The 22,822-nt window shown below is 63.8% G+C and carries 18 protein-coding genes and 3 pseudogenes; 10 read left to right on the top strand and 11 right to left on the bottom strand.

From position 1 onward, the window contains the following. The first annotated feature begins 9 nt into the window (after window positions 1-9). Window positions 10-960: a hydroxyacid dehydrogenase gene (locus IPK20_23280; GenBank protein MBK8019304.1), complete on the top strand. Its 951-nt coding sequence runs from the start codon at window positions 10-12 to the stop codon at window positions 958-960. A gap of 211 nt (window positions 961-1,171) precedes the next feature. After that, the gene (locus IPK20_23275; protein MBK8019303.1) at window positions 1,172-1,462 is read left to right on the top strand and encodes a phosphate starvation-inducible protein PsiF; all 291 of its coding nucleotides are present in this window, start codon (window positions 1,172-1,174) and stop codon (window positions 1,460-1,462) included. Window positions 1,463-1,540: 78 nt separating this feature from the next. On the opposite strand, the pseudogene IPK20_23270 reads toward IPK20_23275, so the two are convergent. Further along, window positions 1,541-2,775: pseudogene (locus IPK20_23270) on the bottom strand (MFS transporter). A gap of 91 nt (window positions 2,776-2,866) precedes the next feature. Here IPK20_23270 and IPK20_23265 point away from each other — a divergent pair. Then, window positions 2,867-3,770 (top strand): annotated as a pseudogene (locus IPK20_23265) (NAD-dependent epimerase/dehydratase family protein). Window positions 3,771-3,807: 37 nt separating this feature from the next. On the opposite strand, the gene IPK20_23260 reads toward IPK20_23265, so the two are convergent. From IPK20_23260 to IPK20_23240, 5 genes are all read right to left on the bottom strand, one after another. Beyond that, window positions 3,808-5,016: a citrate transporter gene (locus tag IPK20_23260; protein ID MBK8019302.1), complete on the bottom strand. Its 1,209-nt coding sequence runs from the start codon at window positions 5,014-5,016 to the stop codon at window positions 3,808-3,810. A 153-nt stretch (window positions 5,017-5,169) separates the two neighbouring features. Next, entirely contained in the window at window positions 5,170-5,964 is a 795-nt protein-coding gene (locus IPK20_23255) for a 2,4-dihydroxyhept-2-ene-1,7-dioic acid aldolase (GenBank protein ID MBK8019301.1), read from the bottom strand. Between the two features lie 54 nt (window positions 5,965-6,018). After that, complete coding sequence (locus IPK20_23250; GenBank protein ID MBK8019300.1) at window positions 6,019-7,317, bottom strand: DUF3422 domain-containing protein; 1,299 nt, start codon at window positions 7,315-7,317, stop codon at window positions 6,019-6,021. 112 nt (window positions 7,318-7,429) lie between these two features. Then, window positions 7,430-8,323: a prenyltransferase gene (locus tag IPK20_23245; GenBank protein MBK8019299.1), complete on the bottom strand. Its 894-nt coding sequence runs from the start codon at window positions 8,321-8,323 to the stop codon at window positions 7,430-7,432. Between the two features lie 6 nt (window positions 8,324-8,329). Then, complete coding sequence (locus IPK20_23240) at window positions 8,330-8,704, bottom strand: carboxymuconolactone decarboxylase family protein (GenBank protein ID MBK8019298.1); 375 nt, start codon at window positions 8,702-8,704, stop codon at window positions 8,330-8,332. 78 nt (window positions 8,705-8,782) lie between these two features. On the opposite strand from IPK20_23240, the gene IPK20_23235 reads away from it, so the two are divergent. From IPK20_23235 to IPK20_23210, 6 genes are all read left to right on the top strand, one after another. After that, window positions 8,783-9,574, top strand: coding sequence for an enoyl-CoA hydratase/isomerase family protein (locus IPK20_23235; protein ID MBK8019297.1), 792 nt, complete (start codon window positions 8,783-8,785; stop codon window positions 9,572-9,574). Between the two features lie 108 nt (window positions 9,575-9,682). Next, complete coding sequence (locus IPK20_23230) at window positions 9,683-12,031, top strand: RNA-binding transcriptional accessory protein (protein MBK8019296.1); 2,349 nt, start codon at window positions 9,683-9,685, stop codon at window positions 12,029-12,031. 57 nt (window positions 12,032-12,088) lie between these two features. Next, window positions 12,089-12,496, top strand: coding sequence for a hemerythrin domain-containing protein (locus IPK20_23225; protein ID MBK8019295.1), 408 nt, complete (start codon window positions 12,089-12,091; stop codon window positions 12,494-12,496). 33 nt (window positions 12,497-12,529) lie between these two features. Next, window positions 12,530-13,192, top strand: a complete 663-nt coding sequence (pdeM, locus tag IPK20_23220; protein MBK8019294.1) for a ligase-associated DNA damage response endonuclease PdeM — start codon at window positions 12,530-12,532, stop codon at window positions 13,190-13,192. 260 nt (window positions 13,193-13,452) lie between these two features. Continuing rightward, window positions 13,453-15,741 carry a peptidase domain-containing ABC transporter gene (locus IPK20_23215; protein ID MBK8019293.1) on the top strand — a complete coding sequence of 763 codons (2,289 nt, stop codon included), beginning with the start codon at window positions 13,453-13,455 and terminating at the stop codon, window positions 15,739-15,741. Further along, on the top strand, window positions 15,738-17,105 hold the full coding sequence (locus tag IPK20_23210) for an HlyD family type I secretion periplasmic adaptor subunit (protein ID MBK8019292.1): 1,368 nt from the start codon (window positions 15,738-15,740) through the stop codon (window positions 17,103-17,105). The genes IPK20_23215 and IPK20_23210 overlap by 4 nt, the downstream gene beginning before the upstream one ends. Window positions 17,106-17,120: 15 nt before the next feature. Here the strand turns inward: IPK20_23210 and IPK20_23205 are convergent, their stop codons facing one another. The 4 genes and pseudogenes from IPK20_23205 to IPK20_23190 all read right to left on the bottom strand — a co-directional run bounded on the left by IPK20_23205 (window position 17,121) and on the right by IPK20_23190 (window position 20,360). Next, entirely contained in the window at window positions 17,121-17,483 is a 363-nt protein-coding gene (locus tag IPK20_23205) for a hypothetical protein (GenBank protein ID MBK8019291.1), read from the bottom strand. A gap of 77 nt (window positions 17,484-17,560) precedes the next feature. Next, window positions 17,561-18,760: a UxaA family hydrolase gene (locus IPK20_23200; GenBank protein MBK8019290.1), complete on the bottom strand. Its 1,200-nt coding sequence runs from the start codon at window positions 18,758-18,760 to the stop codon at window positions 17,561-17,563. Further along, window positions 18,760-19,089, bottom strand: a complete 330-nt coding sequence (locus tag IPK20_23195) for a UxaA family hydrolase (protein MBK8019289.1) — start codon at window positions 19,087-19,089, stop codon at window positions 18,760-18,762. Before IPK20_23195 ends, IPK20_23200 begins: the two co-directional genes overlap by 1 nt. 51 nt (window positions 19,090-19,140) lie before the next feature. After that, window positions 19,141-20,360 (bottom strand): annotated as a pseudogene (locus tag IPK20_23190) (mandelate racemase/muconate lactonizing enzyme family protein). A gap of 173 nt (window positions 20,361-20,533) precedes the next feature. Between IPK20_23190 and IPK20_23185 the strand changes: the two are divergent. Continuing rightward, on the top strand, window positions 20,534-21,391 hold the full coding sequence (locus IPK20_23185) for a CoA ester lyase (protein MBK8019288.1): 858 nt from the start codon (window positions 20,534-20,536) through the stop codon (window positions 21,389-21,391). A gap of 85 nt (window positions 21,392-21,476) precedes the next feature. Here the strand turns inward: IPK20_23185 and IPK20_23180 are convergent, their stop codons facing one another. After that, a complete protein-coding gene (locus tag IPK20_23180) occupies window positions 21,477-22,199 on the bottom strand; it encodes a hypothetical protein (GenBank protein ID MBK8019287.1) in 723 nt (240 codons plus the stop codon). Between the last annotated feature and the right edge of the window lie 623 nt (window positions 22,200-22,822).

Genomic DNA, 22,822 nt, shown 5'->3' with positions numbered 1-22,822 from the left:
AGTGCCAGCGTGAAGGCACTGTTGCACTATCGCGCCAGTCCCGACCTGCAGGAGCGCCTGAGTGCCCGCGCACCGGAATGGTTGCGCATCGTGACGGTGGACGAGGCCGACCGGGAGAACATCGCGAGGGAACTCGTCGATACCGATGTCCTGCTTCATGTCCTGGAACCGGTCACGCGGGAGCTCATGGCAGTCGCGCCGCGGCTGCGCCTCATCCAGAAGATCGGCGTGGGAGTGAACACCATCGATCTCGTGGAAGCGAAGCGCCGCGGCATTCGTGTCGCCAACATGCCAGGCACCAACAGTCAGGCCGTATGCGAGATGGCGCTCGCGCTGCTGCTGGCCGCATTGCGCAAGGTGATCCCGTTCGATGCGGCCACCCGCCGTGGCGAGGGTTGGATTCTGCCTCCAGGCAGTACCGACGACGTCACGGAAGTCCATGGCAAGACGGTCGGGCTCGTGGGTTACGGCGAGGTGCCGCGACGTCTGGCGCCAGTGCTGCAGGCCCTCGGCGCGCGAGTGCTCGCATTCGATCTGCGCACCCCCGGCGACGGAATCGCCCAGCCGGCAACGCTGGATGAACTTCTCGCGGTCTCCGACATCGTGTCGCTGCATCTTCCGCTCACGGAGGAAACCCGGCATCTTCTCGATCGCGATACCCTGGGTCGCATGAAACGGGGTGTCGTGCTGGTCAACACCGCCCGTGGCGGATTGATCGAGGAGGCCGCATTGGTCGAGGCTCTTCGATCCGGCCACGTTCGCGCGGCCGGGCTGGATGTATTCGACCGGGAGCCTCTCTCGAGCGGAAATCCCCTGCTGTCCCTCGCCAACGTGGTGGTGATGCCCCATCTGTCCTGGCTCACTGCGGAAACGCTCGAGCGGAGCTTCGTCGTCGCGATGGAGAACTGCACACGTCTGCGAGACGGTGCCGACCTGCGGAACGAGATCTTGCTTCCCTGACAGAGCCGTGGCGGCCTCGACCGCTCTCGCACTTCTGTCAGGCAGGTACGAGGCTCCTTCTTCCGATCCGGTCGCGCGACATGCCACGAGTGGTCGCGCATTTCGACCGAGCGCGTCGCCTCCGGGACCATTCTGGTTCCGCTCGATAGCATCCGCTTCGTTCATCCCCGCAGGATCGAACGAACCCGATCAACTCGAACAGGAGAACCGCATGAAGAAGATCATCATCGCCGCACTCGTCACGCTCGCTGCAGCAGGCAACGCCTACGCCGCCACGCAGCAGGAAAAGATGCGCAGTTGCAATGCCGAAGCGAAGAGCAAGTCGCTCAAGGGCGAAGAACGCCGGGCCTTCATGAGCCAGTGTCTGTCCGTCTCGCCCGAGGAAAAGCAGGAGCGGCTGGCGCTCAAGGAGAAGTCGAAATCCTGCATTGCCGAAGCGAAGTCCAAGGGACTGAAAGGCGAGGAGCGCAAGGACTTCATTGCGCAGTGCACGGCCGCCTAACACTCTGAAGAGCGATCCCGGCGACCGGACTCCCCCGACCGGTCCCGGGGACGACAACCGGCGAGACCGGAAACCGCATCAGGCGACGCCCGCAGCACCCTGGGCGGCCATCCGTTTCGCCGGTCTCACGTTCATTCCCATCTGCCACAGTCCCGCCGTGATGCCGATGATCACGGCCCCCTTCCACGCCCACTCGTAGGACCCCAGCGTGCTGTAGATCATTCCACCGCCCCAAGCGCCGACGAACGAGCCGACCTGGTGACTGAAGAATGCGATGCCGGACAGGGTCGCCATGTATCGAAGCCCGAAGAGATGAACGACCAGACCGCTCACGAGAGGCACGACCCCCAGCCAGAGCGTGCCCATTGCGGCAGCGAACAGGAGGGTGCTGGTCGGAGAAGGCGGTACGGAAAAGTAGGCTGCGATACAGAGTGAACGAAGAACATAGATGCCACCGAGCAGCGCGCGCTTCGAGTATCGTCCGCCCAGCCATCCGAACAGATACGAGCCTCCCACGTTGAACAGTCCCACCACGGCCAGCGCCGTGGAACCGACGCTGGCATCCATGCCGCAGATCTGGAGGTATGCCGGCAGGTGCGTCGTGATGAACACGAGCTGCAGTCCGCACACGAAGAAGGCGCCGGCGAGAACGAGATAACCACGGTGTCCCAGCGCTTCGCGGATCGCTTCCGAGACCGACTGGTGCGCCCCGGAGGCGGTCTCACGTGAGATGCGGTCGGCTCCTCCGGCGAGGAATGCGGCAGGAAGCATCACGACGGCCAGCGCCAGGAATCCGATCATGGCCGTCTGCCAGCCCGATGACGAGATGAGCGATTGCGCAAGGGGCGACGCGAGCGTGAGCCCGAGTGAACCGAGCGCCGACACCGATCCCATCGCCAGGCTGCGACGCGCGGGCGACGCGGTCCTTGCCGTCACGTTCATCGCGATATTGCTGCCGGTACAGGACAGGGCGAGGCCGATGCACAGACCAGAACCGACGGTGAAGGTCAGGGCCGATGCCGAATAGAGACTCACCAGGAGACCCGCGGCATAGATCACGACTCCCGCGAGAGCGACGGGTCGCGCCCCGTGCCGGTCCGCCAGCATTCCCACGAACGGCTGAGTGGTTCCCCACACGATGTTCTGGATCGCAATCGCAAGAGAGAAGTCTGCGGCCGTGATGCCGATGTCGCGGGATGACGCGGTTGGAACAGACCCCAGCTCTGCCGCATGCCCATCGCCAGGCTCAGCATGGTGGCGGCGCCGCCCAGGATCAGCACCGTCTGAAGTCCGCTCAAGTGCTCTCTTTTCATGATTCTGCCGCCAGGGGAAGCTCCCGGACTTGCCGTGCCGGTTGCACGAGGTGATTATCGACCATCATTCCTTGCTAGGGGAGGGCCGATCATGAAGGTGTTCATCACCGGCGCGTCCGGATACATCGGCGGTTCGATCGCGGCGCGGCTCGTCGAACTCGGACACGAGGTGCTGGGTCTGGTGAGAACGGAACAACGCGCTCAGGAAACTGCCGCTCCGGGCCTCGAGCCGGTCGTCGGCGACCTGTCCGATTCGTCAGTCCTGGTCCATGCAGTTCGACGTGCCGATGCGGTCATCAACGCCGCCAACTCGGATCACCGGCCTTCGGTGGATGCCATGCTGGAGGCGATGCGCGGTACGGGCAAGACGTTCATCCAGTCGAGCGGGACGAGCATCGTGGCGGATCTTGCGGACGGCGAGCACGCGGGACCTGTCCATGACGAGACCACTCCGGTCCATCCGCTCCCGTTGAGGGCCGGGCGGGTTGCTCTCAACGAGGGGGTACTTGCTGCGACCCACGAAGGCATCCGCGGAATCGTGGTGTGTCCCGAGCCTCATCTATGGTGCGGGGCGCGGTCTGCACAAGGACAGCATCCAGATCCCTTGGCTCTTCGATCTGGCCTGAAAGCACAGGGCCGGACGTCACGTGGGGCCGGGCCGCAACGTCTGGTCGAACGTACACATCGACGACCTCGTCGACATGTACGTGGCGGTGCTCGAACGGGCGCCGGCAGGAGCCTTGTACTACGCCGAGAACGGGGAGAACTCGATGCTGGAAGCCGCGGCTGCCGTAAGCCGCGCGCTGGGTTTCGGGGGAATCACCCAGGCCATGACGGTTGACGAAGCCGTTGCCGTGTGGGGCGAAGGCCCCGCACGCTACACGATGGGATCGAACAGTCGTGTGCGCGCGGTGCGGGCGCGGCAGGAATTCGGCTGGTCTCCGGTCCGTCCATCGCTCCTGCAGTACATCGAATCGACCGGGAATGTTCCGTGACGGGACAGGGACGCAACGGAGGTACGAGATCCACCTGTTACCGCACTGCAACGGGATGCCACCCCAGCGTCGTCAGCAGCACGGCGAAGCCCGCGGCATACGCTGCCACGATGAACCATCCTCCCTTCAGCCACTCGATCGCCGAACGGCCTTCGGGAAACTGCGCGCACAGAGCCACCCCGGCGGACGATCCGAACCACACCATGGATCCGCCGAAACCGACCGCGTAGGCCAGCATGCCCCAGTCGTAGCCGCCCTGCTCCAGCGCCAGTGCGGTGAGCGGGATGTTGTCGAAGATCGCCGAGACCGCGCCCAGGCCGAAGGTGCTCACCCACGAGGGCGACGGCAGTTCATTCACCGGCATCATGGAGGCGGCCAGTACCAGCGAGAGCAGGAACACGCTGCCGCGGGCTGCCGAAGGAAACTCCGCGAACGAAGGCCCGCGCAGCGGGCTTGCGAGCAACAGCGAACCCCAGACCGCGGTGCCTATCCATGGGAAATCTTCGGCGACTTCGGGGAATGCCAGATTGATCGTCACGTTCGTTCCGATCGCGACCACGAGCACCTTCAGCACGATGACGATCCGGGGCCAGTCGAGATGGGCTCCCTCCGGCGGATCCTTGCGGATCGGAGAATGCCTCTGCTGGCGGATGGCTGCGGGAATTCCGAAGACCACCAGCGCAACACTTGCCGGGATATAGGCGTGCACCACGTCCAGCGGACTGACGCCCGCGATCCACATCATGGTGGTGGTCGTGTCTCCCACGACGCTACCGGCACCGCCGGCATTGGAGGCCGCCACGATGGCCGCCAGGTATCCGATGTGCAGCTTGCGTCTGAATACGTCGGCTGCCACGGTGCCACCGATCAGGGCTGCGGCGATGTTGTCCAGGAATCCGGAGAGCACGAAGACCAGGACCAGCAGCACGAAGCCGCCCTTCCAGTCGTCGGGCAGGATGTGCGGCAGATAGCGGGGCAGACGGCTTTGGTGGAAGTGCTCTGCAAGGAGGGCGAAGCCGGTGATGAGCAGGAAGAGATTGGCGAGGGTCACCCAGTGCCCGGCGAGGTGCGTCACCAGACCGGGTAGCCCCGGGCCACCGTGAAAACCGGTGAATGCCAGCTTGTAGAACACGACGATCGCGACCCCTGTCATCGCGATGCGGAGGGAATGCCGGTGAGAGAGCGCAATGCCCAGCAGCGTCGCAGCGAACAGCAGGAACTCGAGCGGGATTCCGGCGACTCTCAGTCCACTGGTTCCGGCAAAGGCGAGGCCGGGAACGAGACAGGTGAAGCCCGCACATGTCGCCGCCAGGCTTGTCCTCGCCGCCAAGTTCCTGCGCTGGAGCGATTGTGGGGTCGTCTTAGCGATCATCGTTCGCCTGATTGATGGATGGCGGGATCAGTATGTGCTGCCGCCGCTCGGTGCAGCTGCGATGCCGGATCGCACTTCCGTCACGGCGCTCTTCGCTGCCGCCGCAAGGAAGGCGTTGTCTCCCATTACGGTGACGAACTGGAAGCCAAGGCCGATCATTTCCTTCGCCATGGCGGGCGAGCCGCAATGGAGACCGGCACGTACTCCGTGCCGCTTGGCACCCGCGAGAATCGTCCTGATGGTATTCAGTACCTTGGCATCGGTCGGCACTCCGGACGGGGCGCAACCGAGAGTGATCGCGAGATCGTTGGGGCCGATGTAGATCGCGTCGAGTCCCGGGACGCTCAGAATCCCATCCAGATTGTCCACCGCCTGAGTCGTCTCGATCATGGCCATGGTGACGATCGTATCGTTGGCCTTCTGAAAGTAGTCCGCGCCGCCGTACCAGGTGGCGCGCACGGGACCGAAGCTACGATAGCCGCGGGGCGCATACCGGCAGGCACCGACGAACGCCTCGCAATCGGCACGGGTGTTGATCATCGGGCAGATGATGCCGAAGGCACCTGCATCGAGAAGTTTCATGATGATGCCCGGTTCCAGCCACGGGACCCGTGCGAACGGCGTCGTCGCCGTCGTGCTGATCGCCTGCAGCATCGTGACCGCGACCTGATAGTCGATGTGGCCGTGCTGCAGGTCCACCGTGAGCGAATCCCAGCCGGCCTGGGCCATGTTCTCGGCGGAGATCGAGCTGGGGATCCCCAGCCAGCCGTTGATCGCCGCGCCTCCATCTGCCCAGCGTTTCGCCACGCCGTTCTCTCTCATGTGTCCTCCGGTCATTGTCGGGTTGTATGGTTCGGTCGTCAGGGATCGACGTCGTCACGCGTGCGAGCCGCCATCCTTGACGATGCGGTGCTTCATTCTCCGGATGCCGAACCACGTGAGACCGCAGGCCAGGGGCATCAAGAAGCCCAGTGCCGCGTCCACGTTGAGCGGGAGTCCCATGCCCTTGCCGGCCTTGAGCAGGTAGCCGGTGAGCCCCAGGACATAGTAGGTAATGGCGACCACGGAGAGTCCTTCGACGGCGTGCTGAAGGCGGAGCTGGAGCTGCGCATTTCGGTTCATCTGCTCCAGGATCTCCTGGTTGTGACGCTCCTGAGCGAGCGATACGCCCGTGCGCAGCAGATCGTTCGTGCGCGCGACCTTTGTAGCAAGTGTTTCCTGCCGCACGGCCGCCGACGCGCAGGTCTCCATCGCCGGTGCCAGGCGGCGCTCCATGAACTCGTCGATGGTCGGGATGCCCTCGATGCGCGACTCCCGCAGGTCCGCGATGCGGGCTCGCACGAGGCGATAGTAGGCCTGGCCGGCACTGAACCGGTAGTTCGTCCTCAATGAAAGCGCTTCCACTCTCGCCGCCAGCGCGGAAAGCCGGGCGAGCAGAGTCCCGTCCGACACCGAGCGCTCCGGCTGCACCATCGTGGCCGAAAGTTCGGTCAGTTCTCCTTCCATCGCTCCCAGGGCTTGCGTGCTTTCGCGCGCTACCGGCAGCGCCAGCAGCGCCATGATCCGGTAGGTCTCCAGTTCGCAGAGTCTCTGCACCATGCGTCCCGCCTGATTCTCCTGCAGTCCGATGTCCCGTAGAAGAATGCGCGAGTATCCGTCGGGTCCGATCTGGAAATCCGTCCAGACTTCTCCGCCATTGGAGATCCGGCTTCCGACCAACGGAGGCGCGGGGAACAGCCGCTTCAAGCGCTCATCCCTGAAATCCAGTGGCTCACCGCGCTCGACTGCGATGTGGCAGGCGGCCAGGACCGATCCCGACAGCAACTCGAGCCAGTCGTTCGGGGCGTGCCGGACTGCCGGCTTGCCGAAAGGGTCGCCGTCTTCCGAGCCGTTCTCCACGAAGGTGCAGGTACAGAATTCGGTGTGGCGCTCCCACCTCAGCCGGACGTGCCCGAAATCGTGCACGAAATGCTGGGCGCCGGGCGAAGGCGGTGCGACTCCGAAGCGGGCACAGAAAGCCTGGACGAGCTTGTGCGCCCGGCTCGCATCGTGGCCCACGTAGACGGCAAGATGAGAAACCCGGGCGGGCGCCTCCACGAACATGAAGGGACGCGCGTGCACTTCGGCGGCCAATGGCAACCGTTGCGGATGGTTGAGCGAGGGAGCGAGCGTCACGTTGGCAAGGCGAAGTGAACACGGCCCAATGGTAGCGTGCCGACGTCGCCACGGATCCGTTCTTCTGTTCCGGGAGAACCGAACGAACCACGCATCGGGCGGGGTGGGCCGCTCACCAGAAGACGCCGGCGGCGAGGAGGGGGGGCGTGGCGAGGTTCACGATGACGTTCCGGCCCAGTGCCGGCATGAGGCAATCCATATCGTTCGAGCAACGCAGCGATGTGCGCGCTGCCTGATAGGCCAGCGGCGCGGTCAGCAGTCCCAGGAGACAGGTGGTCGGAAGTGCGTTCAAGGCGACGGCGATCAAGATGGCGCCATAGGCCGATGCAAGCAATGACACGTAGACCCGCGCCGCGAGGGGACGTCCGAGCAGCAACGGCACGTTGCGCCTGCCGACCGAGCGGTCCGCTTCGACGTCGGGGAACTGATTGAGAAGCAGCAGACCGTTGACGAGAAAGAAGGGTACCGCCGAGGCGGTCCATGCGGCCGCAGTCGCATGACCGGTGAGGGCGATGTGGGTTCCGACGACCATCAAAGGACCGAACCCGAGACCGGGCGCCAGGAGGCTTGCGAGGGGATGCCGCGTAATCCACGGCGTGTAGGCGCTCACGAGAATCAGACCTGCAATCCCGAGGGGAAGGAGCGCCATGCCGCGATCGGACAGGAAATGGAGTCCGGCCAGACAAGCGAGAGAGAACGCGACCACCGCAGACGCCAGGACGGCGGGAGCGGCATCCGGGTCAGCGGGCAACGCGCCGCTACCGCCGCTGAACGGCGTGCGATCGGTCATGGAATCCAGGCCGCTGCGAAAGTCGTGGTACTCGTTGAGCATGTTGACCGCCACGTGCGCAGCGAGGCCGCCGCCCAGAGCGATCATCGCATCGAGCGGCTGTACCGGTTGCTCTCCGGCCAGCGCGGTGGCGAGCCCGACCGACATGCAGGCCGGCGTGAGCGCGAGAAAGGGAATCCGGGCCGTGGCGATCACCGACTTCCAGGTGCCAGGCATGATTCCTCAGGCCGGCGCCCGGGCGTCGAGCACTTCTTCCAGCTTGACCAGCGCATCCCACATTGCTGGAAAGCCTGCGTAAGCGGCTACCATGAACAGCGCCTCGAAGATCTCCTCGATCGATGCACCATTGTTGATCGCCATGTCGAAGTTGAGTTTCAACGCATTCGTGCGCCCCTGGGCGGCGAGCACGCAGATGCTGCAGAGGGATCGCGTCTTGAGATCGATGCCGCCCCGAGTCCAGATCCGTCCGCCGACCACCGACACGACCTCTCGCTCGAAGTCCGGGCATACCGCTGCGAATCGCGCCACGAGGGCGTCGATCTTGTCATCGCCCACCATCTTTCTGAACTGCTCCCGGCCCAAGTCATAGTCGTCCATACGGCGTCGCCTCGTGTGTCGTGTCAGGGCCCGGAAGTTTACCGTCGTATGGCTGTCCGGCAGGCGCGGCGTCGGATAATGCAGGGTCCCCTGAAGGAGATTGCCATGGAATACCAGTACCTGCTCACGTCGGTCGACTCAGCCGTCGCCACGGTCACCATTCACCGGCCCGACAAGGGCAATGCGCTCGCACCCCGCGTGCTGGAAGAACTCGAACACGCGTTCCTGGCGCTGTCATGTCGCGACGACGTGAACGTGGTCGTGCTCACGGGCGGCGAAAGGTACTTCTCCGCCGGTTTCGATCTGAACGAAATCCGCCGGCTGGAGAAGGTCTCGAACGAGGCCTACACGGCCATGTTCCACCGGACCTATCGCGCGATCCTCTTCTGCGATCAGCCCGTCATCTGTGCCGTGGGCGGCGCGGCCATTGCCGGCGGATTCGATCTCACGATGATGTGCGACGTGCGCTACGCATCGACACGCGCCAAGTTCGGCCAGCGGGAGATCGTTCTGGCCCTCACGCCCATCATGGATCCTCTGTGGCGGATCATCGGCCTGGGGAGGGCGAAGGAAGTGACGCTGACCGGGCGCATCTACGGGGCGGAGGAGGCCGAACGCATGGGCTACGTAAGCCGGATCTTCCCCGAAGGCGAACTGCTGACCAACGTGATGATCATCGCGAAGGAAATGGCGGGGTTCGACCGGCAATGCCTGGTGGAAACGAAGCGTCTGGGCAACCAGATACTCGCGCAGGATCTCGACACGGCCATGCGGACTCAGGAGTGGCTGTTCCGCACCTACATCGGCTCGGACGAGAATCACAAGCGCATCGACGAACTGCAGGCGAAACTGGCTGCTCAGAGGCGCTGATCATGTCGCTTTCCGGCCACAGGTTCGATGTGGCCGGCCGCTTGCGCATAGCGCCCGCTTTCGCCATATTCCGCGCCTTCGTTTCATCCCCCAAGAGTTCAACGCTTCATGCTGCCGCCCATCGAAGATCGCATCGCCTCCGAATTGAATGTCCGCACGCCCCAGGTGAAGGCTGCCGTTGCGCTGCTCGACGAGGGAGCCACGGTTCCCTTCGTCGCCCGTTATCGCAAGGAAGTGACCGGCGGTCTGGACGACACGCAACTTCGCACGCTGGAGGAACGGCTCGGCTACCTCCGCGAACTCGAAGGGCGGCGCACCGCCATTCTTGCCAGCATAGAAGAACAGGGCAAGCTGACGCCGGAACTGCGCGGCGCCGTGGAGGATGCAGATACGAAACAACGCCTCGAAGACCTGTACCTCCCCTACAAGCCCAAACGCCGCACGAAGGCCCAGATCGCCCGTGAGGCCGGTCTGGAACCCCTTGCGCAGTCGCTCCTGTCCGATCCGGCCCGCGTGCCGGAAGACGAAGCGCAGCAGTACCTGCGGCCGCCTTTCACCTCGGCCGACGGCGAGAATCCCGGTGTCGCCGATGTCAAGGCCGCACTGGAGGGCGCCCGGCAGATCCTGATGGAGCGTTTCTCCGAAGACGCGGATCTGCTGGCCCAAGTGCGGACTCATCTGCTCGAGCACGGCGTGCTCGTCTCCAAGGTGGTCGAGGGCAAGGAAGAGGAGGTAGCGAAGTTTCGCGACTATTTCGACTACTCGGAGCGGCTGCGGGAGATACCTTCCCATCGCGCGCTCGCGCTGTTCCGGGGCCGCAACGAGGAAATGCTCCGTCTTGCGCTCAAGCTGCCGGAGGAACTGGACGACGGGGCGAAGCCGGCCGGGCTGGGGACCTGCGAACGGATGATCGCAACCCGGGCAGGCATCCAGGACCGCGGGCGTCCAGCGGATTCGTGGCTCAATGAAACGGCCCGATGGACATGGAAAGTGAAGGTGGCATGGCAGGTGGAAGGAGATCTGCTCAACGACTTGCGTGCCCGGGCGGAGGAAGAGGCCATACGCGTGTTCGCCCACAATCTTCACGACCTGCTGCTTGCGGCGCCCGCAGGGCCGCGAGCCACCATGGGGCTGGATCCAGGGTTGCGTACCGGCGTGAAGGTGGCCGTCGTGGATCGGACCGGAAAGGTGGTGGAGACGGCGACGGTCTACCCGCATGCCCCACGCAACGATTGGGACGGCACCATCGCCACGTTGGCCAGGCTGGCGGCGCGGCATTCCGTGGAACTCGTTTCCATCGGAAACGGGACCGCGTCCCGCGAGACCGACAAGCTCGCGGGGGATCTCATCAAACGGCATCCTGAGCTCAAGCTGCAGCGAATCGTGGTGTCGGAGGCAGGGGCTTCCGTGTATTCGGCGTCAGAACTGGCCGCGCGCGAGTTCCCCGATCTCGATGTGAGTCTTCGCGGCGCAGTCTCGATCGCCCGGCGGCTTCAGGATCCGCTCGCCGAACTGGTCAAGATCGATCCGAAGTCCATCGGTGTGGGCCAGTATCAGCATGACGTCAGTCAGACCCGGCTTGCACGTTCACTCGACGCGGTCGTCGAAGACTGCGTGAACGCCGTGGGAGTGGACGTGAATACGGCATCGGCCCCGCTGCTCGCCCGTATCTCCGGTCTGACGGCATCGCTCGCGGACAACATCGTGCGTCACCGGGATCAGAACGGAGCCTTCGCGAGCCGCGAGGCGTTGAAGTCCGTGCCGCGACTGGGTCCGAAGACGTTCGAACAGGCCGCGGGGTTCCTGCGCGTGATCGGCGGCGATGCGCCGCTGGATGCCTCGGCCGTTCATCCGGAGGCCTATCCTGTCGTGGAGCGGATCCTGGCAGACGTGAGGAAGAGCGTTCGTGAAGTGATGGGACGCACCGAGGTGACCCGCGCTCTGGATCCCCGCAAGTACACGGACGAACGTTTCGGTCTGCCGACGGTGCAGGACATCCTCAAGGAACTGGAGAAGCCGGGCCGCGATCCCCGGCCGGAGTTCCGCACTGCCTCGTTCAAGGAGGGGGTGGAGGATCTCAGGGATCTGCAGCCGGGCATGTTGCTGGAAGGCGTGGTGACGAACGTCGCCAATTTCGGTGCCTTCGTCGACATCGGCGTGCACCAGGACGGGCTCGTGCACGTGTCGGTCCTGTCCAATCGTTTCGTGAAGGATCCTCGCGAGGTGGTCAAGGCGGGTGACGTGGTGAAGGTCAAGGTGCTGGAAGTCGACGAGAAGCGCAAGCGCATCGCATTGTCCATGCGGCTCGACGAAGCTGTCCCTCCGAGGGCGAAGACCGAGGCCGCGCCTCCGCGGGGACCGGCGGGCCGGCCGGCGGCCAGGATGCCGGCGCAGAAGCCGGCTCCGGCAGGAGGGGCGATGGCCGATGCGCTTGCGCGGGCATTCAAGCGGAATTGATCCGGTTCAGAGAGCAAACAGGTAAAGTTACGGGCTCAACGCAACGAGGATGCTGCAATGGCGGTTATCGCATGGACTGACCAGCTGGCGATCGACCAGGGGGTCATGGACGACACGCACAAGGAGTTCGTCGATCTGTTGAACCGCGTCGCCGACGCGCCCGAGGGCGAGATCCTTGCGGTGATAGACGAGTTCATCGAACACACGAGGCAGCACTTTGCGCAGGAGGAGCGGTGGATGGAATCCCTCCAGTTTCCTCCTCTGCACTGTCACCGCAACGAGCACGAGGGAGTGCTGCAGATCGCCAGCGAGGTCCGGAATCGCGTCGCCAATGGCGAGTACCGGTTCGGCAAGGTTCTTGCCGAAGCCGTGTACGAGTGGTTCGAGAATCACGCTGCGTCCATGGACACGGTGCTGTCCATGTACATGAAAGAGCACGAATACACGCCTACCGTGGGCGCCTGAGGGCCCCTGCCGGGGCGGTACTCCGTGGCAGACCTGACCGTGACGGTAGCGGGCGAGGCGCTCGTCATGCTGCCAGAGCGGTTGCTGCATCATCCCGCCTCGCGAACGCTCTACGTCGCCGACCCTCACTTCGGCAAGGCGGCCACCTTTCGCAACGCCGGAATCCCGGTCCCCCGCGGAACCACCTCCGACAACCTCGCGAGGCTGGACACGGCCATACAGCGTTCACGTCCTGCCCGGATCGTCTTCCTCGGCGACTTCTTCCATGATCGGCACTCGCTGGCGTCCACGACCCTGGCGGCGCTGCGAGCCTGGAGAAGCGGTCACTCCGGAGTCATGCTGAAGCTGGTGCGAGGAAATCATGACCGCCACGCAGGGGATCCGCCGCCAGATCTGGACATCGAGGCGGTGGACGATCCCTGGGACGAGATGCCCTTCCGACTGAGCCATCAGCCGAAAGCGTGTCCCACCGCCTACGTACTCGCGGGACACCTTCATCCCGCAGTCCGTGTCACCGGGCGTTCCGGCGAGCGGGTCACGATTCCGTGCTATCACTTCTCCGATCAGGTGGGCGTCCTGCCCGCATTCGGTAGTTTCACTGGCCATTCGATCATTGTGGCCGAGCCATCCGACAGGGTGTTCGGCATTGCCGGTGATGCGATCTTCGAAGTTCCCTCGCGTGCCCGAGGGTCGTAGACGCGGCGCTTGCCGAGCTTGTCGTGCCGGCCCGGTCAGGACAAGGCACGCGCCTTGCGAATAGCGCTGTGACGTATGGCGCGGTGCCGCGCATCCCTCGTTCCCAGAGAGAGCCAGGGTGCAGGTGGCCTTCATCGTGCTGTCGGAGCGCCTGACATCCCGAAGCGAAGACCACTCGATTTCAGGCGCCAGGTTGGCACGGATCCGGAGTGATCCGATGCAGCGACCCCACGAAGAATGGGGGCCCAGGGAGATCGATCATGTTGCGAACCGTCCGGCGCCAATTCGCCGTGCCGATGCCTGCGTGGTTTCGTGCGCGCGCGCGGCGCCGGGCAGCCCGCTTCTCGCCGATATCGGCGAGGAGTCCGCTGTCCCCGGGTTCGCTTCCCTGGCTCCTCGCGTTCGTGACGAAGCGACACGGATGCCACGTCGATCTCCATCGCGTACTGCGTGACGCCCCGGTTGCGCCGGACGGCGCCGGTCTGTGCGAGAGCCTGCTCCGGAGCGGTCTGGGAATGGAGGAAGTCTCCATCGACGTATCGCGCGGAACCCTGCTTCGCGGAACCCTCATCGCGTTTCTGCGCACGCACGGCTTGCCGGAGCCAGGCGTGGACCCGAACGCGCGACTGCTCGTTCCGGCGGTGATCGTCGGTCTTGAAGAAGGACGCGTGACCTATCTGGTTGCGGGAAGCGATCAACCGGTTCATGCATCGCAAGCGGATGCGAAAGACCTCTTCGAGGAAACAGCTCTGGCAGTGCATCCGGTCGGGCCGCGGGACCACGATGAGCTTCCGTCTCCGGCGGCAGGGGACACCCGCTTCGGGTTCGGATGGTTCGCCCGCGAGATCCTTCGGCATCGTGCCATCTGGAGGGATGTGCTCGTCGCCTCGGCCGTGCTGCAGGTCATCGGCCTGACGATGCCGCTGGTCGCGCAGATCATCATCGACAAGGTGGTGGTCCATCACACGCTGTCCACGCTCGCTGTCGTCGGCACCGCCGCTGTACTGTTCCTCGCCTTCGGAGGGGTCCTCTCGTGGGTACGCCAGTATCTCGTGCTGCATACGGGCAATCGCATCGATGCCGTTCTCGGTCACCGCATCGTGGCCCACATGCTGCACCTGCCGCCTCGCTACTTCGAGCAGCGCCCGGTCGGTACCGTGGTCGCGCGCCTGCAGGGGGTGGACGTCATTCGAGAGTTCGTCTGCAGCGCGGCAATCACTGCGGTTCTCGATTCGCCATTTCTGCTCGTCTTCATCGTCCTGATGTTCACCTATTCCTGGGAACTGGCGCTCATCGCGCTCGGATGCGTGGCGATGGTGGCCATGCTGAGTCTGCTGGCCACACCGGCTCTGCGGGCCCGCGTGGACCGGCAGTTCCTCGCCGGAGCGCGCACTCAATCCTTCCTCACGGAGCACGTCTCAGGCATCGCGACCGTGAAAGCGTTGCAGATGGAAGCCGGATTGGAGCGCCGGTACGGGGATATTCTTTCGCGATACCTCGACGCGTCGTTTCGCACGCGTACTCTGGTCAATACCTACCATGTCGCCACCAGCACGGTGGAGCAGTTCATGCAATTGGCGATCCTGTTGACCGGCGCCATGCTCGTGATGCGCAACGACGGATTCACCATCGGAATGCTGGTGGCGTTCCAGATGTTCGCCGGACGCGTGACACAGCCGCTGCTGCGCCTCGCCGGGCTTTGGCAGGAATTCCAGCAGGCTTCCGTGGCGGTGACACGGATTGGCGACCTCATGAATGCGCCCGCCGAGCCCTGCAGCTTCGCTGCCACGCGTAGCAGAGGCGAGGGTCCGTGCGGCATCGCATTCGAGCACGTGAGCTTTCGTTACGGCGATCGTCGATCGCCTGTTCTTCACGACTTCTCCTGCGAAGTGCCGGGCGGTGAACTGGTCGTCGTGAGCGGTCCTTCCGGAAGCGGCAAGAGCACGCTTGCTCGCCTGCTGCTGGGCTTCGAACACCCCGGATCCGGCAGGATCCGCCTCGGCGAGCGGGACACTGCGTGGCTTTCGGCCAATGAACTGCGCGAGCACTTCGGAGTGGTATCCCAGGAGACGACACTCTTCTCCGGCTCCATCGCCGACAACCTGCTTGCCGCCGCGCCGCATGCGAGCATGGACGATGTCGTGACAGCGTGCCGCCTCGCGGAAATACATGCTTGTATCGAAGCTCTTCCCGATGGGTATTCCACCCGGCTGGGTGAGCAGGGAGCCGGACTCTCGGGCGGTCAGCGACAACGGATCGCGATCGCGCGTGCACTTCTGCGAAGGCCGCGGGTGCTCATTTTCGACGAAGCGACCAGCCACCTCGATGTGGAGACGGCATCGGCCATTGCGCGAACCGTCAATGCATTGCGTGGGCGCGCCACGATCCTTTTCATCACGCACTCGGCTCCGCCCGGTCTCCGACCCGACCGGGTCGTGCGTCTGGGCACCCACGACGGACAGGATCGCGGCACGACCAAGCCCGGGACGAGGGGGATGTCCGGAAGCGGGCCGCGGACGGAGAACTCGAAGGAAGAGCGCGTGTCATGACCGTCCATCGCAGGAGCGTGCTTTACGAGGGGGACGCAACGCAGTTCTCGCCCGCGCTGCTGAGGCTTCAGGACACGGTGCCCTCTCCGATGCCCCGCCGCGTCACGGGGCTGGTGATCGCAATGGTCCTCTCGATTGCCGTCTGGTCGTGGATCGGGCGGCTGGACGTGGTCGCCATCGCTCACGGAAAGCTTGTTCCCGCGGGTCATCTCAAGGTTGTACAGCCGGCAGAGGGAGGGGTTGCCCGCGAAATCCTCGTGAATGAGGGGGACCGGGTACGCGCGGGACAGATTCTCGTGCGCATGGACGATGGCCTTGCGCGAGCCGATCGTATGCAACTGTCGCAGGACCGGTTTCGCATCGACCTCACGCTGCGCCGCATAGACGCCGAGCTTTCGGGTTCAGCACTGGCGCGGTCGTCGCATGATCCCGCGCGAGCATGGGAGGAGGCGCGGCAGACCCTGGATGCAAACCGGGCGGCATTCCATGCAGCGCTTGCGGCCGAGCGCACGGCCCTCGAGCGAGCGCGGCATGATCACGCGGCGGCGATCGCTCTGGCGGCCAAGCTCGAGGCGACTCTGGCCAGTCATCGTGACGAGGAAGAAGCTTGGGAACAACTGCACCGAGACGGCTTTGCGGGACGCTTGCAGGCGCGCGGCAAGGCGCGTCAGAGGAGCGAGACCGAGCAGGAGTTGCAGGCTCAGCGACACGCCATCGCGGCCGCCCGGGAAGGCATGGAGCAAAGCGAGAAGCGGCTCGCGCAGATCGCCGCCCGACGGCGGGAAGAACTGATGCGCGACCGCACCGAAGCGACGGCCTCCATGCAGAGGGTGGAGCAGGAAACGACAAGACAGGAGGTCCGGGATGGGCACCTCGAACTTCGAGCCCCTCAGGATGCTCTCGTCAAGGATCTCGCCACGCATACGCCGGGTGCCGTCGTCGCCCCGGGGACGGTCCTCATGACGCTCATGCCGCTTGGCGATGCACTGCGTGCCGAAGTCTGGGTCGACAACGAAGATATCGGTTTCGTGCGCGAGGGTCAGCCGGTCAGCATCAAGCTCGCTGCGTTCCCGTTTCAGAAATATGGCCTGTTGCAGGGGACGGTGAGATCCGTGAGCGTGGATGCAACCGAGCGGACCGGCATGGAAGGTTCACAAGCATCATCGAACGGCCCTTCACCAGGGCTGAATTACAGGACCGTCATCGACATCGCGAACCAGCGCTTGCGGTCCGAGGGGGTCGAATACCCGTTGGTGCCCGGCATGCGCATCGACGCAGAGATACGAATCGGTCAGAGAAGGGCGATCGACTACGTGCTCTCGCCTTTGCGCAAGGCATTTCATGAAGCTGGCCGCGAACGCTGAGGATCGCGCGCCGGTTCAACGAAGCATATTCGCGCCGCATTGTTCCAAGGGGATGAACGCCTGCTCCAGCCATTCGTCCCGGAGTGCTCCCTTGAAGTCCACGTCGAAGTTGACGCCCGTCTCTGTGTCGCTCCGATGATAGAACTCGTAGCGCACGGTTCGTGAAGTTTCCGCAGGCTCCTTGGTGGCGGACGGGTCGAGGCGCACCAGGAGCTTGAACTTCACATGGGTTCGCTCGACGACCTGCGGCTCGGCGTAGCTGCCCTGCGACTCGGCAGGCACACCGAAGGTCGTGCGAATCGCATCCTTCACGCATGGCAGCGTGCTCAGAATGGGCCGCTGAAAACTCGCCTTGCGCGTTCCGAATGCCTTTCTCACCGAATCTCCGGTGGCCGAGCAACCGGAAAGGACGGCGCCAAGCGTCAGGACCGATGTGACAAGGAGGATCGCTCGCATCACGCTGCGCTCGGGAAGCACGCCGGACCGAGCGGTTCGAACGACTTGTAGGTCAAGATGAACTCCTGATGTCCGAGGGCTTCGGACTTGGTCTTCTCTCCATTGGCGACCCGGAGAATGAGATCGTAGATCTCCCGGCCCACGTCATCGAGCGTGGCACGTCCTTCCAGGATCCGGCCTGCATCGACGTCCATGTCGTCGGTCATGCGTCTGTATGTGTCCGGATTGGCGCAGACCTTGATCACGGGTGCCAGCGCGGAGCCGACGACCGATCCACGTCCTGTCGAGAACAAGGTGAGGTGGCTACCGCACGCAATGAGTTCCGCAATCTCGGCGTTGTCGCTGATGTTGGGAAAGCCGAACCTCGGTTCCCCGTCGGGCACGACGTCGAGCAGATACAGCCCTCCTGCTACCGGCGTATCCCCAGGCTTGATGATTCCCGAGATCACGGACTGGCCAGACTTTGCATAGGCGCCCAGAGACTTTTCCTCGATGGTGGTGAGACCGCCGTCCGCGTTTCCGGGGCCGATGCTCGCGTGTCCATACGTCGCGTAGTATTTGGCGGCCTTGGCCACGATCTTGACGATTTCGTCGCCCAGCGCAGGATGCTGCGCACGTCGGGCCATCCAGTGCTCCATTCCGATCAGCTCACCCGTTTCCTCGAAGATGCAGGTGGCGTTCTTCTCCACCAGGAAGTCGAAGGCCCGCCCCATGGCCGGATTCGCGGTGAGACCGCTGGTGGCATCGGAGCCGCCACAGATGGTTCCGACGATGAGTTCATCGATCGGCATGGCGGTACGAGGGGTGTTCTGCAACTGATCCAAGGTCTGTCTCACCCAGGCCTGACCTTCGGCGATGGTGCTTCTCGTACCGCCCGACTCCTGAATGACCAGGAGCTTTGCCGGACGGCCGGAAGCGCGAATGGTGTCCAGCAGCTTCCCCTTGTTGAATCCCTCGCAGCCGAGAGACACCAGGAGCACCGCCCCCACGTTCGGGTGGGTGCACAGGCGCTCCATCATCTTGAACGAGTAGGCGTTGGGGAAACAGCCGGGAAATCCGATCAAATGCGCGCCCACGTCCCGGTAGGGATGGGTTATCTCGCGAGAGACGTGGTGCGCGCACTCGACGAGGTAGGCAACCGCCACCACGTTCCGTATGCCCTTGCGCCCGTCAGCGCGAAGGTAGGCCTGTATGTCCATCAGTGCGCCTCCTGCAGGAACTCGTGACCCTCGTCCAGCGTATAGGTGGGGAGATAGTCACTCGTGACGTTGTGGATGTGCACGTACTCTCCTGGTGCGATCTCGGCGGTCGCCCTCCCTATGGGGGCCCCGTACTTGACGATGATCTCGTTCCTGGCGATCGGCTTGAATGCGAACTTGTGCCCCGTCAATATCGACGCTGCCAGGGCGAATCGGTGCCCCAGCACGTCGACGGTCTCTCCCGCGCGGAGATCCTGCTTGGCCATGGCGACGTTGTCGCCGGGGGCGAGTATCAGAACCCGCGGATCTGTTCGAGAAGTCTCGTTCATGGTGTTCACCTTCTCAGGGTCCGGTTAACGTGAAGCCATCGCGGATATCAGTCAGGCTTTCCCCAATCGGGAGACGCGCACGATCGCGTCCTTGCGTCTTGCCAGGTCCGGTTGGAGCTTCGTGCCGAGGCCGGGTCCCGGCGGGGCGCTGATGTGGCCATCCTTGACGGGCGGCAACTGGGTCACGAGCGTGGGATACCAATCGTAGTAGAACGCGCGGACCATCTCCTGCACGAGCGCATTCGGACTGTTGAGAGACAGGTGCACGGACGCGGTAAGAAGGATCGGCCCCGTGCAGTCGTGAGGCGCGACCGGCAGTGCCCACGCTTCGGCCATCGTGGCGATCTTCTTCGATTCCGACAGACCGCCGCACCAGCCCACGTCCAGCATGCAGACCGATACCGCCTGTTTCTGGAACAGCTCACGGAAGCCGGTACGTGTGGCGAGCGTTTCGCTGGCAGTCACCCAGACGTTGGTCCGATGCGCGTAGTCGGACAGTGCATCGAGATTGGTCATCTTGATCGGGTCTTCGTACCAGAACGGGTCGAACTGTTCCAGCGCGCCTGCGATCCGGATGGCGGCCGGCAGTTGCCACATGGAATGGAACTCCACATGAATGTCCATCCGGTCTCCGACTGCCTTGCGGATCTTCTCGAAGGGCTTCATGCACTTCTTGAGATCCGCGTTGGAGATGTAAGTCCCGTTCGATGCCTCGGCCGCTTCGTCGAACGGCCAGATCTTCATGCCGGTGATGCCCATGTCGAGCAGGCTTTCCGCCAGTTCACCGGCGTCGCTCTTGAAGGCGAGAAGGTCCTCGTAGGGGCGCTTCTTTCGGTCGACCTTGGACGGCAGACCGAAATTCTCGGTGCCCTGGGTCGGCTCGGCGCGCACGTATTGATATCCCGCACAGGTGTTGTATACGCGGATGCGATCCCTGGAGGCGCCCCCCAGCAACTGATAGATGGGCTGACCGGTGACCTGCCCGAACAGGTCCCAGAGTGCGATGTCGATTGCCGAGGCGGCTCGCATCTCCACGCCCACGCTGTTGAAGCCGAGGTAGGTGTTGAGGAAGTGGTGCGAGATCCCGTCGATCTCCAGGGATTCTTCCCGAGAAGATAGCGCGCCGAGGTTTCGTGGATGTGAGCGGCCACGGGCGTCACCGCGTAGAAGGTCTCGCCCAGTCCAACGAGGCCCTCGTCGGTGTGAATCTGAACCCACAGCAGATTCGGAAATTCGCCCAACTGTATCGTTTCTACCGCCGTGATCTTCACGAGCACCCTCCCCGGTCTTGTGACGTGGCGCGAGTTTACCGCCAAGATCCTCGACGGCCCAAAGCTGCGAGGGCGGTCGACGGGGCTCGTTCAACGATCTCCAACTGGAATGCGGGCGATCCTGTCGGTAGCATCCCCTGCTTTGGCCAAGGAGTGACGCCGTGACACAGACCCTGAACTCGAATGTCCGTCCCCGCCGCAGCCTGCTTTTCGTGCCTGCCCTGCGCCCCGACCGGTTCGCCAAGGCACTCGAATCCGGTGCTGACATCGTATGCATCGACATGGAAGACGCGGTAGCGCTGGAACGCAAGGACGAGGGCAGGGCGGCGACACTGCCGTTGTTCCGGGAGAGATCCCATCCTCATGTCGAGCAGATGGTCCGGATCAACGGGCTCTCCACCTACCACGGTCTGAAAGATCTGCAGGCGCTGATCGAATGCGCCAGCCCGCCACCTTCGATCATGATCCCGAAAATCCGTTCCGCGGAGGAGGTTCAGTTGATCGACGTCCTCCTGTCCACCGGGCCGGCTCGCCAGATCCGCTTCTGCGTGATCATAGAAACAAACCAGGGACTCGAACGCGCCGTCGACATCGCCCGCGCCAGCGCCCGAATCGATTCGATGATCCTAGGCGCCGTCGACATGAGTGCCGACCTGCGATGCGTCAAGGCGTGGGAACCGCTGCTCTATGCGCGTTCCCGCCTGGTCCATGCGGCCGCCTCGGCCGGCATAGACCTTCTGGACGTTCCGTACCTCAACCTCGACGACGCCAGCGGGTTGCAGGCTGAATCCACTGCCTGCGCCCGTCTGGGCTTTACCGGCAAGGCGTCCATCCATCCCTCGCAGATACCGGTGATCCACGACGCCTTCACCCCGAGTCAGCCTCAGATCGAGAAGGCGCGCAAGGTGTGCGCAGCCTTCGAGGCGAGCTCCAGCGGCCTCGTCGTGGTAGACAACGAACTGATCGAGTTGCCGGTGGTCCGGTCTTACTATCGCATGCTTGCGATCGCGGAGAGAATTCGCAACCGCTGAAGTGCGCGTTCCGGTCGGGAGCGCTTGCGGACGCCTCCCGACCCCCGGACGCAGCCTCGTCTCGTCCCTGCCATCTCAGCCGCGGTCAAGCGGCAACGGCGTATCTGTCTCTGGTTGGATACACTTCTGTGGCTTCAGGGTGTCCCAGGTCCGAGAAGTCAGCCGCGCGGGTTCCCAGATATTTCGCGAACTGTTCGTCGAGACGTTCTATGTCCATGCGCAGCAGGACAGCGGGCGCCTTCACTCGGCCGCACAACCGGACCTCGGAAACTGCTGTAAATCCGAACAGTTTCCGGTAGACCGGAGCATGACGGGGATTGACCTCGATGTAGAGGTCTGTCGCCCCGTGCGCCACGCGGCCGACTCGGTAGGCGAGCGCGAACATCGACGACAGGATCTTTCGACTGTCGCTATTTGGCGTCACTGCGAGTCGCGTCAGTTCGATGAGGGTTCGACCATCAGCGCGAGCCTGCGATATTTCGTCGGGATAGGTATGGTCGATCCAGAGTCCCGAAGGTCCGTCGTATCCGAGCGTCATGGTGCCCACGACGCGCGAGTCCTGGACGGCAACCAGCGTGGTAGACGGGCGCATCGAGTCCGCATCCACCGTGATCGATCGAGTGACGTAGCCCCGCCACTCGTAGCGCTCCCGCACCAGCTCGGCGGCTTCCAGCAGCATTTCTCGGGTGGTGGCCACCGCTACGCCGATTTCACCGCTCGGTCTGCCCGTTGCGGCCGAGGACATCGAGTTTTCTTCGGGCGTGGATCCTCGTGCGCGAAAGACCTGTTCGAAGAACGACACGTCCAAGGCCTGCGGGACTCCGGACCTGCGGGCGACTGCGGCGCTGACCATCGATGCGGTTGTCATCTCTCGTTCCCTCTTCCTGAAGTGTTTACGGCGGTGCCGCGCGCAATCGCACGCTTCGCGCCAGGCGAGCGTGGGCGTGCATCCCGGATTGCATTCGACGTTCTGATTTCGGTCTCTCTCTAGGGCCCTGATCTATGGGAACGCCGGGCCCTTCTCACAGCGCATGGAACTGGTTCGGTCCGACTGCGCTGGCGCGGTTAAGCGCGTCCATCTTCGAACGCACCTGTTACACCGGCTCGTTCGTCTCACAGCGAATCACCTCTTCCTGCACACCGCCTGTCTGGTCTACGAGACATTGACTTTCTCGCGACTTTGGACAGTTGCCGCGTCCAACGATGACAACGCCTCGAATTTACAAGAAACCTCCTCGGATGACACCTCGACTTTCGCAAAAAGCGTTTGATTTTCTGCAGGTCGCTGCAAGCGAAACCTCACTTGTCCGACCGCAATACCGTCGGTGTCATTCCGACGACGGTACGACCACGTCCGGCGGTGTCGACAGGATTTACGAAACGGCAACGTGTAACGCGAAAGGTGCTCACAAGTCCTTGATCGATAGGCAT

This window comes from Betaproteobacteria bacterium (assembly GCA_016713305.1).
In the GTDB taxonomy this organism is placed as follows: Bacteria; Pseudomonadota; Gammaproteobacteria; order Burkholderiales.
The sequence above is the reverse complement of the archived record's forward strand: the minus strand, read 5'-3'. Positions and strand labels throughout refer to the sequence as shown.

Excerpts from the sequence above, each read along its gene's own strand:
- IPK20_23195 (MBK8019289.1), bottom strand. The coding sequence starts at position 19,089 with ATGAACGAGACTTCTCGAACAGATCCGCGGGTTCTGATACTCGCCCCC.
- IPK20_23235 (MBK8019297.1), top strand. The coding sequence starts at position 8,783 with ATGCAGGGTCCCCTGAAGGAGATTGCCATGGAATACCAGTACCTGCTC.
- IPK20_23230 (MBK8019296.1), top strand. The coding sequence starts at position 9,683 with ATGCTGCCGCCCATCGAAGATCGCATCGCCTCCGAATTGAATGTCCGC.
- IPK20_23245 (MBK8019299.1), bottom strand. The coding sequence starts at position 8,323 with ATGCCTGGCACCTGGAAGTCGGTGATCGCCACGGCCCGGATTCCCTTT.
- IPK20_23240 (MBK8019298.1), bottom strand. The coding sequence starts at position 8,704 with ATGGACGACTATGACTTGGGCCGGGAGCAGTTCAGAAAGATGGTGGGC.
- IPK20_23215 (MBK8019293.1), top strand. The coding sequence starts at position 13,453 with ATGTTGCGAACCGTCCGGCGCCAATTCGCCGTGCCGATGCCTGCGTGG.
- IPK20_23225 (MBK8019295.1), top strand. The coding sequence starts at position 12,089 with ATGGCGGTTATCGCATGGACTGACCAGCTGGCGATCGACCAGGGGGTC.
- IPK20_23255 (MBK8019301.1), bottom strand. The coding sequence starts at position 5,964 with ATGAGAGAGAACGGCGTGGCGAAACGCTGGGCAGATGGAGGCGCGGCG.
- IPK20_23200 (MBK8019290.1), bottom strand. The coding sequence starts at position 18,760 with ATGGACATACAGGCCTACCTTCGCGCTGACGGGCGCAAGGGCATACGG.
- IPK20_23210 (MBK8019292.1), top strand. The coding sequence starts at position 15,738 with ATGACCGTCCATCGCAGGAGCGTGCTTTACGAGGGGGACGCAACGCAG.
- IPK20_23275 (MBK8019303.1), top strand. The coding sequence starts at position 1,172 with ATGAAGAAGATCATCATCGCCGCACTCGTCACGCTCGCTGCAGCAGGC.